We start from the raw sequence: 17216 nt of genomic DNA, 5'->3' as shown, positions 1-17216 counted from the left end.
TGGGGCCTGCGCGCCGGCGGCGCCGGGGCGAACGAAATTCAGGTCCGCGCCGGGAATTGCGTGAGAAAGACGAGTGAATGCGAAACATGCGCAACGGGGAGGGCGGCGAGCCCTATGTCCTCATCTCGCCCTGCCGGAACGAGGCGGCCCATATGCGCCGCACCCTCGACAGCGTCGCGGGGCAAAGCGTTCTCCCGGACCTCTGGGTGATCGTCGATGACGGCTCCACCGACGCCACGCCCGACATCCTCGCGGACTACGCTGCGCGCCATGACTGGATCAAGGTGGCGCGCAAGCCCGATCGCGGCCATCGCGCCGTGGGGCCCGGGGTGATCGAGGCGTTCTGCGTCGGGCTCGAACAGGTCGATCTCGACGCCTTCGGCTTCGTCTGCAAGCTCGATCTGGATCTGGATCTGCCGCCGGGCTATTTCGAAACCCTGATCGCGCGCATGAACGCCGAACCCCGCCTCGGCAGCTGCAGCGGCAAGCCGTATTTCCGCGCCGCCTCGGGGGCGATGGTCAGCGAGAAATGCGGCGACGAAATGTCGGTGGGCATGACCAAATTCTACCGCGTGCGCTGCTTTCGCGAGATCGGCGGCTTCGCGCATGAGGTGATGTGGGACGCCATCGACTGCCACAAATCCCGCCAGCTCGGCTGGATCGTGCGCAGTTGGGACGACCCGGAGCTGCGCTTTGAACATCTGCGCCCCATGGGGTCGAGCCAGAAAGGCGTGCTGACCGGGCGCATGCGCCACGGATACGGCCAGCGCCACATGGGCAGCGACCCGCTGTATTTCGCCGCCACCGCCGCGTTCCGCATGGCCCATCCGCCCTATGTCATCGGCGGGCTGGCCATGCTCTGGGGCTATGTCGCGGCCTGGATGAAGGGCGCGCCCCAGCATGACGACGCGGAGCTGCGCGCCAGCATCCGCCGCTACCAGCGCCGCGCGCTGCTGGTGGGCAAGCGCCGGGCGATCGCCGAGATCGAGGCGGCGCGGGCCTCGGTCTGGACCGCCCCGGCCTGAATATCCGCGCGGCGAAAGGGCAGGGGGGCGCGCCCCGTCCTTGTTCCCGTCCTCGCCCCCCGGCCCATGCCCCTGTTCAGGCAAATTTCAGGCCCAGTTCAGGCCCAGTTCAAGCCCTGGGGCCGGTCTCCGCCGCCGCCCGCTCCCCTGCGCGGAAAAACGACAGCAGCCGCGCCGCTTCGGTCGCGACGTCGAACTCGGCGGCGACCTTCGCCCGCCCCGCTTCGCCCATGCGCGCGCGCAGGGCGGGGTCGTCGGCCAGGGTCGCGATCCGCGCCGCCAGGGCGGCGGCGTCGCCGGGGGGGACCAGAAACCCGCTCTCGCCCTCCTCGACCAGTTCCTGAACCCCGGCGACCCGGCTCGCCACCACCGGCACGCCGCTGGCCAGCGCCTCCATCAGCACCACCGGCACGCCCTCGGCGAAGCTCGGCAGCACGAAAACGTCGGACTGGGCGAAATGCGCCGCCACCTGGTCCTGGGACTGATAGCCGGTGAATTCCACCGCTTCCCGGATCCCCAGCTCCCGGGTTCGGGTTTCCAGCCAGCTTCGGTCCGGGCCGTCGCCGACCAGGCGCAGCGTCAGGTCCGGGCGCCCCTCGCGCGCGGTCGCCAGCGCCTGCAGCAGCATCGGCAGGCCCTTCACCCGCGCCAGCCGGCCGACGAACAGCAATCGCCGCCGCCCGTCCGCCACGCGCGCCGCGCCCGCGTAGCGGCGGGGCTCCACGCCGCAATGGAGGATGCGCATCTTCGGCCAATGCGCCGGATCGGCGAAGATCATGCCCTGGCTGCGGCTGAAATGGCTGATGCAGGCGACGAAGGCGGCGCGGGCGATCTTTTCGTCGAGGCGCCATTTCCGCGGCTCGAAGAAGATCGCCGGGCCGTGCAGGGTGAAGCTGAACGGGATGCCCGACAATTCGCTCGCCAGCATCGCGACCGAGCAGCTGGAATTGGCGAAATGATTGTGCAGATGCACGACCCCTTCGCGTTGCAGGCGCCGCGCCAGCACGCCGGCCTCGGCGAAATAGAACAGCTGGAACAGCCGCCCTCCGATCCCCGGCGCCCCGCTGCGCAGCGCCAGCGCCAGCGCCGCGATCCAGCGCCGGGGCGCGGTCGCGAACAGTCGCCCATGGGCGCCCAGCAGTCGCAGCGGGTTCTTCGCCGCGTCGAGCACGTGAAAGGTTCCGGCGGCCTCGGCGCGCTGTTCCGCCCCCACGTGATGCGCCGGAGCGGTGCGGCGGATGGAGCAGGTGCGGATATCGACCCCCAGCGCGCGCAGCGCTGCGACCTCGCGCTGGATGAAAGTGTCCGTGGCGCGCGGATATTCGCCGCTCAGATAGGCGATCGGACCGGCAAGCCGGGGGGAGGGCGGCGCGCTCATCCCGCGGTCCCGCCCGGCGTCAGCGAGTCGCGCATCGCCGCGTCGAAATCCCGTTCGGGGCGCCAGCCGAGCCGGTCGCGCAGCCGCGCATTGGCGTATCGCAGCGGGCGGAACCGCGCCGCCAGCGTGGGTTCGCGCAGCAATCCCGGCGCGCGGGCGGCAAGCCCGGGCGCGAAGCTCAGCGCCTTTGACGCCGCCCGCATCGGGCGCAGGGGCATGGGGAGAACCCATTTCGGGGTCTTGCCGGCGGCGGCGAGCGCCGCCAGCCAGCGCGCGCGCGTCGGCGGGTCGTCATCAACCACGTTGATCGCCTCGAAGCGGCCATCGCCCTCGGGGATCGGGATGTCGCTTTGCGTCAGCGGCGTCGCGGCGGCCAGCAGCAGCGCCTCGGCGCAATGCTCCACATGGATCGCGGGCAGGATCGCGCCGCCGTCCGGGCGCAGCAGCAGCGGCCCTTTCGCGACGCCAAGCCGCGCTGACCACAGCCGCCCGGGGCCGAAGATCGCGCCGGGGCGCATGACGCGCAGCTGCAGGCCGAGCTTTTGCGCGGCGCGGACCGCCAACGCCTCCTGCGCCAGCTTGGCGCGGCAATAGGCGTCGCGCAGGCCCGGGTCGGGCTCCAGCGGCGCGGTCTCGTCCAGGGTCGACCAGGCGGGCATGGCGGCGCAGCCATAGATCGCGATGGAGCTCACCAGCACCAGGCGCGGCGGCGTCGCGCAGGCGGCGATGGCGGCGATCAGCGCCCGGGTCGGGGCGATGGTGTCGCGCGCATGGGCCTCGTCGCCGCCTTGCATGGCGCCGGCGGCATGGATCACCGCGTCCACCCCGTCAAGCGCGCCGCGCAGCGCCGCCTCGGCGTCGGGCGCGGACAGATCGGCGGCGATCGCCTCGACGCCCGCATCCCCGGCCCAGGCGTTCGTCGCCCGGCGCGACAGGGCGCGCAGCGCAAGCCCGCGCCGCCGCGCCCGGTGGATGACGCGCCCCCCCAGGAACCCGCTCGCCCCGGTCACCAGCAGCCGCGGCGCGGATCCGGCGGCGCTCATGCGTCATCCTCCAGCGGCGCCATGGGCGGGAAATCGGTGACCGGCGCGTAGGGCGTGGACTGAAACGCCTGCGTGGCGCGATGACAGGCCAGCGTCAGTTCGGTCACGTGCAGCGCGAAGCGCGTGCCCAGATAGGCCGGCCGGCCGGTCTCGATCGCGTCCGCCATGTCGGCGATGGCGCGGCAGAAATCGCGCACCTGCGCGCCGCGATAGCCGGCGATGCGCTCGCGCCCGCCCGCGGGGCGCAGCCGTTGCGCCCAGGGCGACAGGAATCGGCGGCGGCGCAGGGTGTGATAGCGGCGCAGCGTCACCGGGGCGCGGTCGTTGCGCGGGTCCGCCACCTGCAGCACGCCCTCGTCCCCGAACAGCCGCAGCCGGTGGTCGTGCTCGGCGTAGACGCCGTTGGTGAAGCGCGCCACCACGCCGGATCGGAACCGGATGCAGGCGACGGAGAAATCCGGCGCCGCGGCGATGCGCATCCCGGGGATCTTGTCGGGCAGCAGGATCTCGGACTGCGCGGTCACGCGCTCGGCCGGGCCGAACATGGCGCAGAGCCAGGTCAGCGCGTAGCCCGCATGCTCCACGGTGCAGCCGGTCTCGAATTCATTGACCGCAGGCCAGGCGACGCCGGCCTCGTTGACCCATTTGGCCAGCGGGGCGCGCGACACCATGCCGTCATCCATCTCGGCGTAGACCAGACGGATGCGCCCGGCGCGCCCGGCGCGCACCGCCTTCCACAGGGTCTGGGCCACCGGGTTGAGCAGCGTGCAGGGCGCCGATGACAACAGCAGCCCGCGGCTTTCGGCCAGCGCGGCCAGCTCCTGCGCCTGGTCAAGGCGCATGGCCAGCGGCTTCTCGGTGTAGACATGCTTGCCGGCCTCGAGCAGGGCGCGCGTGGTGGCGTAATGCTCGCGCGGGTTGGTGAGGTTCAGGACCAGCCGCGTCTCGCCGTCGTCAAGCAGCGCCTCCAGCGACGGATAGGCGGGCGCCCCGGTCAGCCGGGCCATGGTCTCGGCGCGGGCGCGTTCGCGATCATGCACCCCGGCGAGGCGCAGCTGCGGGTGCATCGGCAGCGTCAGCCGGTACATGTTCGCCACGTAGCCGCAGCCAAGCATCGCGATCCGCATCAGTCGGCGCCCCCGGAGGCCGGCGTCCGGTCGGCCGGCCCGGCCTTGTATTCGATGATCTGGGGCGTCTCCCCGCGCCGGCGCGCCCGCAGGAAGCGCAGCGCGCCAAGGCACTGGACCGGCTTGCCGAGCATGGTGATCATGCCGTAGAGCCACGCGAAACGCCAGGGATCGCGGAACCGCCGGCGACGGTTGCGGGCAATGCGCAGCGCCATCAGCGGATAGGCGAGCAGCCCGAGCCCGGCGAAGGCCAGGGGCAGCGGCCATGACCCGCCGCCAAGGGCCGCGAGCGCCGCCGCCAGCAGCAGCCCGCCCAGGATCGCCGCCGGGACCAGCGCGCCCCAGACCCAGATGCTGCGGATCTGCCTCCTGTTGAAACGTTCCGGCGGCGCGCCGTGGATCGCCGCGCCCTCGGCATAGGCCCAGCCGGACCGGAGCGTGCGCCGCGCCCATTGCCCCCAGCGCGTCATCGCCGCGTCATGCCAGGCCATCTCCCGGTCGAGCCGCCAGACGGCGAAGCCGGCGCGCCGGAGACGAACGCAGAGCTCCGGCTCCTCGCCGGCGATCAGGTCGTCGCGAAAGCCGCCGACCATCTTCAGCGCGGCGACCCGCATCAGCGCGATGCCGCCGCAGGCCTTGGCCTCGCCCACCGGGGTGTTCCACTCGATATCGCACATGGCGTTCCAGATCGACGCTTCCGGAAAGCGCTCGCGAAGCCGGCCGCAGACGACGCCGGCCTTCGGGTTGTCCCCGAGAAAGGCGCAGGCGGCGGCGACCCAGCCCTCGCGCAGTTCGCAATCGCCGTCGATGAACTGCACATGGGCGATGTCCGGCGCAATGGCGCGCAGCGCGCGCAGGCCGGCGTTGCGCGCCCGCGCGGCGGTGAAGGGGCGCGACAGGTCCAGCTCCACGACCTCCACCCCCAGCGCGCGCGCCGCCGCGCCGCTGCCGTCGCTCGAGCCGCTGTCCACATAGACGACATGCGCCAGATCGCGCCGCGCGGATCGCAGGCAGGCGACCAGCCGCGCGCCTTCGTTGCGGCCGATGACCACGGCGCCGGCGATTCCGGATTCAGGCGGGTTCGCGCCGGGCATGATCGCTCCATCTGCTGTCTTGGCAAGGCTGCGCAGCATACGCATGCCAGGAACCTGAATCCATCAAGACGGCGCCAAAGGCGCAGGCTTTGCGACCATGCCCGCCTGTTCACGCCGTCACCGGCCTTCAGTGAACAGCCGCTCAAGCCAGCGGCGCGTCTGCTCTGACACCTGCGGCCGGTCGCGCATCTGCAACCGGCCCCGAATCCTGTTGCGCAGGCTTTTGGGAACCAGCGCCCGGCGCAGCGCAGCCGCGGCCGGGTGATCGACGATCAAGCCATAGAACGGAAATTTCCGGATGCGCTCGGCGGAAATATTCGTGCGCCCCAGCTCCGCCCGCCAGGCAAAGGCGCCGGGGCGGTCGAGAAACGCCGCGACCCGCTCGAGCAGCGCCTGGGGATCGGCCTGCATGTCCTCGAGCCGCAGGCGCAGGATCCGCTCCGCTCCGAAAAGCGCCTCGTAGGGCGCAAGCTGCGCCTCGTAGCGACCATAGGCGATCAGTTCGGGATGGTGCGCGACGGCCTCCTCGATGCCGCAGTCGATCGCGCCCATGGACCATTCGTGGATGTAATGGGAGATCAGCCGCTCCACCGGATCGCGGGTCAGGTAGATGAGCTTCGCATGGGGCAGGGCGGCGTGCAGGCGCGCGGCGCAGTCGGGATAGGTGGGCAGCTTGGCGTAATGGGTGCTCGCCTCTCCGGTGATGTCCCCCGGCGCGGCCCCGGCGAACAGGCTTTCATACCAGGCGGCGCCGCGGGCGTGGATGTCGTCGTCGCTGAAGAAATTGGGCTCCTTGGGCGTGGTCATGAACACGCGGGGCTGTGCGGCCAGCTGCGCGGCCAGCGTGGTGGTGCCGCATTTCATGGCCCCGATGATGATGAAATCCGGGCCGTTTCGCATCCGGCCTTCGGTTTTCTCCAGCGATCCCTTCACTTTTGATTCTCCGGCGCCCGCCGGTCGCCAAGCGGCGCGCTGAAATTGATCCAGATGTCGCGCGCCTCGCGCTCCACCGTCGAGGGGATCGGCTTGCCCAACAGGCGGCGCAGCTGCGCGACACCGCGCCCGAGATGCCACATCAGGTTCGCGGCCAGCAATCCGGCCCGGCCATGCATCCGATAGAGAAGCCTGGTGCGGGAGGCGTAGAAATACGCTGGCAGACGCTTGCGCGCCGCCGCCAGCCCCTTGACCGGGGCGCTGCCGCCGCGCAGATGCACGACCCGGGCTTGCGGATCGCAGATCACCCGCCACCCGGCCTGGCGGGCGCGCCAGCAGCAGTCGGTGTCATCGGAATAGAGAAAATAGCCTTCGTCCATCGGGCCGAGCTGCTCCTGCATCCGGGCGCGCAGCAGCACGCAGGCGAAGCTGACCCAGCCGATCTCCTCTGGATCCGGCGGAAGGTCGAGCGGCACGTCCCAGCGTTTCAGCAGCCTTGTCAGCGGGCCGCTGCAGGCGCCGCGGATCAGTTCGCTCATCGGCGTGGGAAAGCGAAAGCAGCTGATCTGCGGGGTCGCGTCCTCCCATTCGAGTCGTGGGGCGACGATGCCCGCATCGGGATTCGCGCGGGCGGTTTCGAGCAGCCGCGCGATCGCGCCCGGGCGCACCAGCGCATCGCTGTTGAGCAGCAGATGAAATGCGGCGCGCCGCGCCCCCATGCCGATATTGTGGCCGCCCGAAAACCCGGTGTTCTCAGGCGAGCGCACGAGGCTGACAGGCGCATCTCCGGGCAGGCTGTCAATCCATGCGGCGAGCTCCTCGGCGGAGCCGTCACCCGAGAAATTGTCGACGATCGTGACATGGCCGTCGAGCCCGTCGAGCGCCTCCAGCGCCGAGCCGGCGCAGCGGATGGTCATCTGCGCGGTGCGGTAGTTGATGATGGAGACGTTGATCGCGATCTCGCCGCCGCCGCTCATCGGCCCATGCCCTCGCTCAACTCCCGATCCGCCGTCCGGTCCGGTTCGCGATCCGCGATCCGCTCGACCAGGATGCGCGGGCGGTTCCGGCCCTCGGCGAAGAGCCGCCCGACATGGAAGCCATGCACGCCCAGCACCGCCAGAATCAGCCCGGACAGGAACCGCAATGACAGGATGACGCTGGTCCAGCCCCGCGCGGTGAAGGCCCCGGTGCAGGAATGCGTCAGCAGGGCGCAATCGACCGCGGTGAATTCGCGGATGATGTCGTTGCAATTCCGGGTGTTGTGACTGTCGCCCGCCAGCTGCCCGCGCCGGATGGCGTCGCGGATGCAGCTGACCTCCCTGCCGACCAGCGAGGGGCGGTTGAACGGTATCTGGGTCACTGTCGCTCCTGTTCGCTCAAACCCGGTCTGCAAGACCCGGTGTCCGATGATCGTCTCAGGTAGGCCCAGGCGACGAACGGCCCGGTCGCGCCTCCGTAGAAATGGCCGAAATCGATCATCGGCGCATAGCCGTTGAAGATCCGCCCCGCCGCGCTGGCCATGAACAGCGTGTCGCCGAAATGATCGGTGTCATAGACGACCGGGGTCAGGGCGAAGACGAGAACCGCAAGCGCGACGATGGCAAGCAGCGCGATGCGCGCGGCGCGGTCAAAATGCTGAAATAGAAACATGACGACTGATCTTGTCCCGGTCGGGCGGACGGCGTGGGCGTGCGATGCATTCCATAGTGGGTGATGAACGGCGACTGATCGTGAAATGCAAGCGGCGTGACCCGCGCAAACCACCGATCCGGGCGAGCAGATCACACCGCGCATCCGCCCCGGTTGCGCCAGGCGGCGGTCGGCCGCCCCGCAATGAAAACGCCGCCTCAAAACGGCGCCGGCCGGTCCGCGCGGCGCCCGAGAACCCAGTCATAGGTCTCGCGCACCTGCGCCGCCTTGGCCGCCCAGGTGAAGCTCTCCTCGACCCTTGCCCTTGCCCGCGCCCCGGCTTCCGCCGCCGCGCCCGGATTCGCCGCGACCCGCTCCAGCGCGGCGCGGAAGGCGGCGACGATTTCATCCCGCGCCCCAAGCGGAACCGTGAAGCCGGTGTCCCCGGTCACCAGTTCCCCCGGCCCGGCGTAATCCACGATCAGCGGCGCCAGCCCCAGCGCCATCGCCTCCAGCACCACGCCGCCGCCGAATTCCCGGATCGAGGGGAAGGCCAGCAGCGCGCATTCGGCGGCGACGTCCTGCACCCGCTCATGGGCCAGCCAGCCATGGAAGCGCACGGCGGCCTCGGTCCCGTCGCGCGCGACCTGGGCCCTGAGCGCCGCCGTCAGCGGCCCGTCGCCGATCATGTCGAGGGTCATGCGCCCGTCCCGCAGCAACGGCGCGGCGGCCTCGAGCAGCATGTCCGGCCCCTTGTAGGGGACCATCCGCCCGATGAAGCAGGCGCGAAGCGGCCCCGGCCCGGGCGGCGCCGCGCGGCGCGAGAACCGGGCGGGATCGACGGCGTTCTCGGGCAGATAGACGCATTTTTCGCGGTGGCGCGCCGGGATCTCGCCTTGCGTGTGGCGCGAGCCGACCAGAATCGCCGCCGCGGCGTTCAACATCGCCCGGCGCCCGGGCAAAAGCCTGTAGGCCCCGCGCACATAGGACAGCCATTCCCGCTCGCGCCGCCGCTCGGCGTCAAAGCCCTTCGGCCAGGGCACGCCGCCATTGAGCGGGCCGAGCATGAAAGGCACGCCCGCCCGGCGGCATTTCGCGGCGATCGAGCTTGAAACCGTGGGGCTCAGCGGCGTGATCCGGTGCACGACGTCAAATCGCCCGGCGCGGATGTCCGGGCCGAAACGCTTCCAGATCAAGCGTTCGAAATAGGCGTAGGACACGGCGCCGATCGCCTGTCCCATGGTCCAGCCCTTGCCCTTTCCCATGCGCAGCCGTCCCGCAAGCTTCCAGAGCGGGCGCGCCACCGCCTCGGAATCGATCACGGTGAAATCCTCGCCCTCGACCAGACCCGCGCGCAGGATCGCCTCGCGATTGCGGATCTGCGTGACCAGGTGAACCTCCGCGACGTCGCGCAGCGCCTGGGCGAGCGACCAGCCCACCAGCGGCACGCTGACCCATTCGGGATTCGCCGCCTCGGCGATGACGAGAATTCTGGGGCGATCGGTCATCCGGGGCTCTCCATTCAGGCCGCCCGATTAAGGCGCCGCGCGGTTCACGCCGGGACTCGGATCGGGACTTGGGCGGGCGGGGGCGTTGCCGTCGTTGCCGGGCAGGGGGGCGTCCGCCGCGTTCGCCCCGAGAACGCAGCGTCGGGCGAACATTCCCACGAAGCCCGGCGGCAGGTTCGTCGGCATGCGCCTGAGCCGGCGCTGCGCCGTGCCAAGCGCCATGCCGCAGAGCTTCAGCACAGCGGTCGCGGCGGCGTAGGGGGCGCCGTGGTTTTTCGCGAAATAACGCCGCCACGAAGCGAACCAGTAGGCCGGCATGGGCCCGTGGAGCGGACGACCGTCGCCGATGCCGGTGGTGCTTCCGGCGTCATGCATGACCCGGGCCTCAGGCGCATGCCAGGTCTCCCACCCCGCGCGCGCGGCCTGCAGCATGAAGTCGGTTTCCTCGAAATAGAGAAAATAGCCCTCGTCCATGCCGCCGATCTCCTCCAGCATGGTTGTGCGCATCAGCATCGCCGCGCCCGACACCCAGTCGGCCCGAACCGGAATCTCCGTGTCCGGGATCAGGATCGGCCAGCGATTGGCGATGACGCTCAGCCCGGTTTCGCGCGCGAACTCACCCATCATGGAGGGGAAGCGGAAGGCCGCGACCCAGCTCGACCCGTCGGGTCTTTCCAGCCGCGCGCCGACCACGCCGATGCGCGGGTTCAGGCCCATCACCCGGACCATCTCGCGCAGCGCGCCGGGGCGGATCACGGCGTCGGGGTTGAGCAAAAGCACCGCGTCCGGCGTCCAGTCCAGATTCGCGAGCGCCGCGAAGGCGAGGTTGTTGCCCGCCGCGAAGCCGCCGTTGCGCGCCGAGCGGATCAGCCGGACCGAGGGATCGCCCAGCCGCCGCAGATGCGCCGCCAGCCTGTCGCCGTCCCCGCCCGGCGCGCCCTCGGGCGAATCATTGTCCACGATCAGCACCGCGTGGGCGGCGAATCGCGACAGTTCGTCCAGCAGCGGCGCCAGGGCGGCGGCCACCATGTCCGCGGCGCCGTAGTTGACGATGGAGACGACGATCCGGGCGTCTTGCGGCGCGGCGGGCGAGGGGGCTGGGGACATTCGGGGGGCGCCTATTTCAGGTTCCGGGTGTCGATCTCCTGCATCCGCAGGCGCAGCTTTCTGTGGGCGCGGCGCGCGCCGAGACGGCGCAGGGCCTGTTCGGCCAGCACCAGCGGCGCCCCGTATGTCCGCCGCGCATGACCAAGGCGGCGCGCCCGGTTCTGGACCGACAGGCCGATTCGCTCCGTCAGCGTCGGGGGCTGCGCGGGATGGCCGCTCGGCGCATAGCCGCGCCGGGCCATCAGATCGCCCGCCTTGCTCTCCACCAGACCGATTTCGCGGGGCGAAAGCCTGCGCCGCCACTGCGCGACCAGGCCAGGGTCCGGCGCGCCATAGGTCGAATTCCGATGGTAGTCGAGCATGCGGCGTGAGGGCGCCACCCCGAGAAAGGCGCAGGTCCTGTCCAGGGTCTCCTCGGGATTCAGGACCAGGTCCTCGTAGAGGATCTCCAGGCATCGCCCGGGCGCCAGCCGCGCCGCCGCCCGGTCCCAGGCGCGTTCGGTGGACATCCAGTGATCGACGCCGTGATAGACGTTGCCGGCCCAGCCCATGCCGATGGTCGAGCGGGCCACGTCCCGGGGATCGCGCAGAAGATGAATGACCCGCGCCGCCGGGAACACGTCGAGCATCCGGTCCACGTTGCGATGGATGTTGGGTATCGAGATCAGGGCGCGGTCCGGCAGCATCCTGTCCATCAGCCGCGCGACGCCCGCCGCGCCCACATCGTCAGGACCGGCGGCGATGCGCGCGGCCCGAAAGATGCGGTCGTTGCGCAGCGCCTCCAGATCATAGCGCCAATCCACGGGGGCGGGGGCCGGGCGAAGATGATCGAACAGAAAGTCGGCCTCGCCCGGATCATGCAGCGCCTCATGCGCGCCCGGCATCAGGCGAAACATCGTGGTGCCGGAGCGCAGCGCGCCGTACATGAATGTCGGGCCGGTCATCGGCGTCTCCGGATCTTGTCTGAATTCGCTTTTGAAATGCGCTGGATCGCGTTCATCCAATAGCACCGAAACCGGCGGCGCCGAAAGCCAATTGTCACTGGCGCCACGGACGGTTTCCGCCGCCTGCCGCGGCGGGCGGGCGGGCATTGCGCATGAAGGCGATGTTAACCTTGCGCTGCATCGCGGCGTTTGTTAACCTTTCTGCAGACAGTTTGAATTTCGCATGGGTGCGATGCCTCCCGCGTATTTCTGGGGCACATCTCAAAACACGCGAGGATGCCATGAATCTCAAAGCCTTGGCGGCTGCGGTCGCAATTGCGGCGATGCCATTGACGGCAAGCGCCGTGACCAGTTCGACCAACGGATCGCTGGAATACACGCCGGGCTCCTTCAACCCGCTGTTGCTGGACTCCCTGACCGACGGATCCGGAACCCCCGTGACGATGGGCGCGGATTTCGGGGTCAACTCGATCAGCGTCAATGACGAATTCGCGGGCAACCTCGCGTTCGATCCGGCGGCGGCGAGCCAGAGCGGCAGCATCTGGTTCGAATTCCAGTCCACGAGCGCCGGGGTGGTCGCGACCAATTTCTCCACCGACAGCATCGGGGACCCGTTCACCGACCTGACCATTTCCTGGCTGGCGGCGGACATGGCGACGGTTCTCAACAGCATCTCGGGCCCGGGCATCGACAATGCGTCGCTGACCACCACCTTCACGACCGACCTCGAGATCCAGTTCCTCCGCGCCACGTGGACCGGTTTCAGCGACGCCAGGAATCTCGACTTCACCGTCTCCGCCGTGCCGCTGCCGGCGGGCGTCCTGCTGCTGGGTTCGGCCTTCGCCGTGCTCGGCTTCTCGGTGCGCCGTCGCTCGGGCGTCTGATCAGGATCCATCGCCGCATCCGCGGATGACAAAAGGGGCCGCCGGGCATCGGCGGCCCCTTTCGGTTTGCGGGCGGGTTTTACGGTTTGCGGGCGCGTTGTTCGCCGACGTCGAATCATGTATGTTGCATGAACGCGCAAGCGCGTGACGGCAGGCGGGCGCCGCCCCCCGGCCGAAGCCGGGGCCGAAGCCGCCTCGAAAAACGGCGGGCGATGTGACGCCATGACCGGAACGATGCGTAGAAATCCAGTCCGAAAGGCTTTTGGCGAATGCCGCGCGCGACATCGCGGCGATCGCCCCCGGCGCGCGCAGGGCGCCCGGCGACCCCTTTCCCGCATCGCGCAGGAGCATTGCCCATGACGCTGTATACGACAACGCTCGCAGACGGACGCCAGGGCGAGGCCGGCGGCCCCGGCCGCGTCGCCGGACCGGCGTTGATGCTGCTGCTGGTCCTCGCCGCGGCGACGCTTTTCCAGAACGGGCTGGCGGCGCTGGGGACCGCCTGGCAGCAGATCGAATACAGCCACGGCCCGGTGATCCCGATGCTCTCCGCCCTGCTGTTTCTCAATCACATGAAGGACGTGCCCCCCGCGACCGGCCCGGTCACCGACCGCTGGCACGGGGTGGCGCTGCTGGTGTTTTCCATCGCCTTCGCGCTGCTGGGCATGGCGACGCAGATCGACGACATCGTCGCCTACGCGCTGATCCTCGGCGTCGGCGCCGTCATCCTCATCGGCTTCGGCTGGCGGCGCGGCAAGGGGTTCTGGCCCTCGGTGCTGCATCTGGTCTTCATGCTGCCGCTGCCGGGGATCCTCTACTGGAAGGTCTCCACCACGCTGCAGCTGTTTTCCTCGGAACTCGGCGTGGCGATCATCCAGGCGGCGGGGGTGCCGGTGCTGCTCGACGGCAACATCATCGATCTGGGCATCTACAAGCTCTACGTGGCCGAGGCCTGCTCCGGGCTGCGCTACCTGTTTCCGATCATGAGCTTCTCCTACGTCTTCGCCACGCTGCTGCGCGGCCCGGTCTGGCAGAAGGCGATCCTGCTGCTGTCCGCGGCGCCGCTGGCGGTGCTGATGAACACCCTGCGCATCGGGTTGGTGGGCATCCTGGTGGACCGCTACGGCATCGACCAGGCCGAGGGGCTCGGCCATCTGCTCGAAGGCTGGGTGATCTTCGTGGCCTGCATCGTCATCCTGATCGGGATGGCGGCGCTGATGCTGAAACTGCAGGGCAGGCTGACCCTGCGCCAGGCGGTGGTGCTGGATTTCAGCGGGCTCGGCGCGCAGATCGCGCGGATCCTGAACGTGCGCCCTTCGGCGGCGCTGGTCGCCGCGCTGCTGATCGTGACCGGAACCGCGGTCGTCTGGCACGGGGCGCCGGCGCGCGCCCAGGTCGAGCCGGCGCGCGACCCCCTGGCGCTGTTTCCCCGCGACCTGGGCGCGGGGCCGGAACAGTGGCGCGCCGGCCTGCCGCGGCGGGTGTCGCCAAGCGTGCGATCCGCGCTGGGGGCGGACGACTATTACTGGGCGCCCTTCGAGCGGCGCGACGGCAGCGTGGATCTGCTGATCGCCTGGTATGCCGACCAGACCGCGGGCGGCATCCATTCGCCGGAAATCTGCATCCCCGGCGGCGGTTGGGAGGTGGCGCGGATTGAAAAGATCGACGTCGCCGCCGCCATGGGCGCGGCGGCGCCGTTCCCGGTGACCCGGGCGGTGATCCAGAAGGGCGTGGTGCGCCAGGTGGTGTATTTCTGGTTCGAACAGCCGGGCCAGCGCACCGCCTCGGATTACGCCGCCAAGGCCTGGATCCTGTGGAGCGCGCTGAGCGCCGGGCGCACCGATGGCGCGCTGGTGCGGCTGATCTCGCGCATCGGAGACAAGGAAACCGAGGCCGACGCCGAAGCCCGCCTGCAAGGCATGCTGCGCGAGATGCTCCCGGTGCTGCCGCGTTTCGTGCCGAGCCTGTAGTCGAATCCGTAGCGTGCCCCTGATCGCGGGCGGTCTTGGCGGGCCGAAGCGGTCGGGGGGCTGAAGGAGACCTGCGTAGCCGATGTTCCTGATCCAACGTCTGAAAGGGCTCGCCGGGGATCCTGCGTCGCTGCGGACCCGGGCGCTGAGCGCCGGGATCTGGAGCGTCGGCGGCATGGGCGCGAGCCAGGCCATGCGGCTGGCCGGCAACCTGGTGATGACCCGCATCCTCGCGCCCGAGGCCTTCGGGCTGATGGCGATGGTGGTGACGGTGCATATCGCCCTGACCATGCTCACCGATATCGGCATTCGCACCAGCGTCGTGCGCTCGCCCCGCGGCGAGGATGCGCATTTCCTGCGCGTGGCCTGGAGCGTGCAGATCCTGCGCTCGGCGCTGATCACGCTGATGGTGGCGCTCACCGCCGGGGCGCTGGCGCTGGCCGCGCCCTGTTGGGCGCCTGCGGGCACGGTCTACGCCGACCCGGAGCTGCCGGCGCTGATCGCGGCGTCCTCGCTGGCGCTGCTGATCAAGGGGTTCGAGCCGACGACCATGTTCCTTGCGCAGCGCCGGATGCGGCTGGCCCGGCTCACGGCGCTGGAGCTGGGCGCGCAGGTCGTCGGGCTTGTCGCGATGGTCGGGTTCGCGCAGATCGAGCCTTCGGTCTGGGCGCTGCTGGCGGGGATGCTGGTGGGCGGCGTCGCGCGCCTCGCCGCCAGCCATGTCGTCTTCGCCACGCCGCGCATGGGCTTTGTCTGGGATCGCGAGATCGTCGACGAGCTGTGGAAGTTCGGCCGCTGGCTGATCGGCTCGTCGCTTGCCAGCTACGTGGCCAACAACGCCGACAAGCTGATCCTCGGCGCGCTGCTCGACAAGCAAAGCTTCGGGTTCTACGTCATCGCGATCCTCTGGGTGCAGGTGGGGGTTGACGTCATGCACCGGCTCAGCGGCAATGTGGGGTTTCCGGCCATCGCCGAAATCCTGCGCAGCGGCGGCGATTTCAACCGGATTTTCACTAGGTTCCGCCTGGTCTTCGAGGCGATTTCGCTGGTCGGGTTCGCGGTTTTCCTGATGGCCGGGGCGGCGCTGATCGGGCTGCTTTACCCGCCCGCCTATCAGGTGGCGGGGGGCTATCTGGCGCTGCTCGCCTTCCGGCTGCTGCCGATGCGCTACGAGCCTTTCTGGGCATTCATTCTCGGCCGGGGCGAAAGCCTGACCATCATGCTGTCGACCGCGCTGCATGCGGCGACGCTCATCCTCGCGCTCGCCGCCGCGTTCAACGCGTTCGGCCTCGACGGCGCGCTGCTTGTCGTGGCGCTGAGCCCCCTGGCGAGCGCCCCGCTGCTGCTGGCGCGCAGCGGGCGGGCAGGGGTCCGGAGGCTATGGCGCGACTGGGCGATGCTGGCGGTCATCCCGGGGCTTTTCGCGCTGGTCTGGCGCGTCTGGTAGATGCGGATTTCATGCGCGCATGATCGTGGTTTCATGTCATGAACAGGGAAGCAAGAATAAGCATTTAATGCGCGTTGGAGGCGCAATGCGAAATGCTGTTCATAGAACTGAATTTCTGGGCGTTCTTTTTGATCGTCGCCATATTGCATGCCCTGCTTCCTTTCAGGGCGCAGAACCGGATGCTTCTGGTCGCAAGCTACGTGTTCTACGGCGCCTGGGATTGGCGGTTCCTCGGCCTCATCCTTCTGAGCACGACGATTGATTTTCTTGTTGGTCTGCGCATGGCCGCCGAGGCCGACGAACGAAAACGCCGCTTGCTTCTCGGGATTTCGCTGGGCGCCAATCTCGGCATGTTGAGCGTGTTCAAGTATCTGGGCTTTTTTGTCGAAAGCTTTTCGGATCTGCTTGCCGCCATCGGCTACGAGGGTGATCCGTTCACGCTCTCGATCCTGCTGCCGGTCGGAATTTCCTTCTATACGTTCCAGACGCTCAGCTACACGATCGACATCTACCGCCGCAACCTCGAACCTACGCGGGATTTTCTGGATTTCGCGCTGTTCGTGGCCTTCTTTCCGCAACTGGTGGCCGGTCCCATCGAGCGGGCGAAGAACCTGCTGCCGAACATCACGACGCCTCGGGTTCTCGGCTGGGAGGCCGTCGGTCGCGGCGGCGTGCTGTGCCTGCTGGGTCTGATCAAGAAAATCGTGATCGCGGACGGGATCGCGCCTTCGGTCAACGCCGTCTATGCAAACCCGGATCCGAGGCGGCGATTGTTTCCGGAAACGGATACCCCTACGCCGAAATCCTGCAACGCATGATCGCGGCGTTCGCGGCGACAGCGAGAGCCGACGGTCAGATCCCGGTGGCGATGCTGATTCAGGCCCGAAATCCGGGCGACGCCGATCTGCTGGCGATCGCCCGGCCGGCGCTCGAACGCAATCGCGTCCCGTATTTCGCCACCGCCGAGCATTTCAACCCCCGCGATCGATCGGGGTTCCGCTCCGACGGGCATTACCGGCCCGATATCGACCTGCGGTTCGGCGCCAGTTTCGCCGAACTGCTCGACAAGCTCGCCCCCGGCCGCGGGCGGGGCGAATGACGGTTCAGGGGTGGTGGCGCATCCAGCC

The 17216-nt window shown here is 69.4% G+C and carries 18 protein-coding genes; 6 read left to right on the top strand and 12 right to left on the bottom strand.

Features of this window, described 5'->3' with window-relative positions; genetic code table 11:
- The first annotated feature begins 86 nt into the window (after positions 1–86).
- Complete coding sequence (locus AC1HC7_RS03140; RefSeq protein ID WP_479498656.1) at positions 87–1025, top strand: glycosyltransferase family 2 protein; 939 nt, start codon at positions 87–89, stop codon at positions 1023–1025.
- A gap of 109 nt (positions 1026–1134) precedes the next feature.
- Here the strand turns inward: AC1HC7_RS03140 and AC1HC7_RS03135 are convergent, their stop codons facing one another.
- The 12 genes from AC1HC7_RS03135 to AC1HC7_RS03080 form a co-directional block, all read right to left on the bottom strand.
- Positions 1135–2403: a glycosyltransferase gene (locus AC1HC7_RS03135; protein ID WP_479498655.1), complete on the bottom strand. Its 1269-nt coding sequence runs from the start codon at positions 2401–2403 to the stop codon at positions 1135–1137.
- Entirely contained in the window at positions 2400–3446 is a 1047-nt protein-coding gene (locus AC1HC7_RS03130) for an NAD-dependent epimerase/dehydratase family protein (protein ID WP_479498654.1), read from the bottom strand. Before AC1HC7_RS03130 ends, AC1HC7_RS03135 begins: the two co-directional genes overlap by 4 nt.
- Positions 3443–4573: a Gfo/Idh/MocA family protein gene (locus AC1HC7_RS03125; RefSeq protein WP_479498653.1), complete on the bottom strand. Its 1131-nt coding sequence runs from the start codon at positions 4571–4573 to the stop codon at positions 3443–3445. The genes AC1HC7_RS03130 and AC1HC7_RS03125 overlap by 4 nt, the downstream gene beginning before the upstream one ends.
- On the bottom strand, positions 4573–5667 hold the full coding sequence (locus tag AC1HC7_RS03120; protein ID WP_479498652.1) for a glycosyltransferase family 2 protein: 1095 nt from the start codon (positions 5665–5667) through the stop codon (positions 4573–4575). The genes AC1HC7_RS03125 and AC1HC7_RS03120 overlap by 1 nt, the downstream gene beginning before the upstream one ends.
- A 117-nt stretch (positions 5668–5784) precedes the next feature.
- On the bottom strand, positions 5785–6600 hold the full coding sequence (locus AC1HC7_RS03115; RefSeq protein ID WP_479498651.1) for a sulfotransferase family protein: 816 nt from the start codon (positions 6598–6600) through the stop codon (positions 5785–5787).
- Positions 6597–7577 carry a glycosyltransferase family 2 protein gene (locus tag AC1HC7_RS03110; RefSeq protein ID WP_479498650.1) on the bottom strand — a complete coding sequence of 327 codons (981 nt, stop codon included), beginning with the start codon at positions 7575–7577 and terminating at the stop codon, positions 6597–6599. The genes AC1HC7_RS03115 and AC1HC7_RS03110 overlap by 4 nt, the downstream gene beginning before the upstream one ends.
- The gene (locus AC1HC7_RS03105; protein WP_479498649.1) at positions 7574–7960 is read right to left on the bottom strand and encodes a hypothetical protein; all 387 of its coding nucleotides are present in this window, start codon (positions 7958–7960) and stop codon (positions 7574–7576) included. Before AC1HC7_RS03105 ends, AC1HC7_RS03110 begins: the two co-directional genes overlap by 4 nt.
- On the bottom strand, positions 7957–8250 hold the full coding sequence (locus AC1HC7_RS03100) for a hypothetical protein (RefSeq protein ID WP_479498648.1): 294 nt from the start codon (positions 8248–8250) through the stop codon (positions 7957–7959). The genes AC1HC7_RS03105 and AC1HC7_RS03100 overlap by 4 nt, the downstream gene beginning before the upstream one ends.
- 197 nt (positions 8251–8447) lie before the next feature.
- On the bottom strand, positions 8448–9737 hold the full coding sequence (locus tag AC1HC7_RS03095; RefSeq protein WP_479498647.1) for a glycosyltransferase family 4 protein: 1290 nt from the start codon (positions 9735–9737) through the stop codon (positions 8448–8450).
- Positions 9738–9764: 27 nt separating this feature from the next.
- Complete coding sequence (locus tag AC1HC7_RS03090) at positions 9765–10844, bottom strand: glycosyltransferase family 2 protein (protein WP_479498646.1); 1080 nt, start codon at positions 10842–10844, stop codon at positions 9765–9767.
- A gap of 11 nt (positions 10845–10855) precedes the next feature.
- The gene (locus AC1HC7_RS03085) at positions 10856–11788 is read right to left on the bottom strand and encodes a sulfotransferase family protein (RefSeq protein ID WP_479498645.1); all 933 of its coding nucleotides are present in this window, start codon (positions 11786–11788) and stop codon (positions 10856–10858) included.
- Between the two features lie 94 nt (positions 11789–11882).
- On the bottom strand, positions 11883–12167 hold the full coding sequence (locus tag AC1HC7_RS03080; protein ID WP_479498644.1) for a hypothetical protein: 285 nt from the start codon (positions 12165–12167) through the stop codon (positions 11883–11885).
- Here AC1HC7_RS03080 and AC1HC7_RS03075 point away from each other — a divergent pair.
- The 5 genes from AC1HC7_RS03075 (at position 12133) to AC1HC7_RS03055 (ending at position 17188) form a co-directional block, all read left to right on the top strand.
- Positions 12133–12672: a VPLPA-CTERM sorting domain-containing protein gene (locus AC1HC7_RS03075; protein WP_479498643.1), complete on the top strand. Its 540-nt coding sequence runs from the start codon at positions 12133–12135 to the stop codon at positions 12670–12672. The genes AC1HC7_RS03080 and AC1HC7_RS03075 overlap by 35 nt on opposite strands.
- A gap of 356 nt (positions 12673–13028) precedes the next feature.
- A complete protein-coding gene (gene xrtD / locus AC1HC7_RS03070) occupies positions 13029–14642 on the top strand; it encodes a VPLPA-CTERM-specific exosortase XrtD (RefSeq protein WP_479498642.1) in 1614 nt (537 codons plus the stop codon).
- Positions 14643–14724: 82 nt separating this feature from the next.
- Positions 14725–16089, top strand: coding sequence for an oligosaccharide flippase family protein (locus AC1HC7_RS03065; protein WP_479498641.1), 1365 nt, complete (start codon positions 14725–14727; stop codon positions 16087–16089).
- 92 nt (positions 16090–16181) lie between these two features.
- Positions 16182–16907: an MBOAT family O-acyltransferase gene (locus tag AC1HC7_RS03060; protein WP_479498640.1), complete on the top strand. Its 726-nt coding sequence runs from the start codon at positions 16182–16184 to the stop codon at positions 16905–16907.
- Positions 16904–17188, top strand: coding sequence for a hypothetical protein (locus AC1HC7_RS03055; protein WP_479498639.1), 285 nt, complete (start codon positions 16904–16906; stop codon positions 17186–17188). Before AC1HC7_RS03060 ends, AC1HC7_RS03055 begins: the two co-directional genes overlap by 4 nt.
- Positions 17189–17216 lie beyond the last annotated feature (28 nt).

Source organism: Oceanicella sp. (genome assembly GCF_056449545.1).
This window is presented reverse-complemented; position numbering and strand designations above follow the sequence as displayed.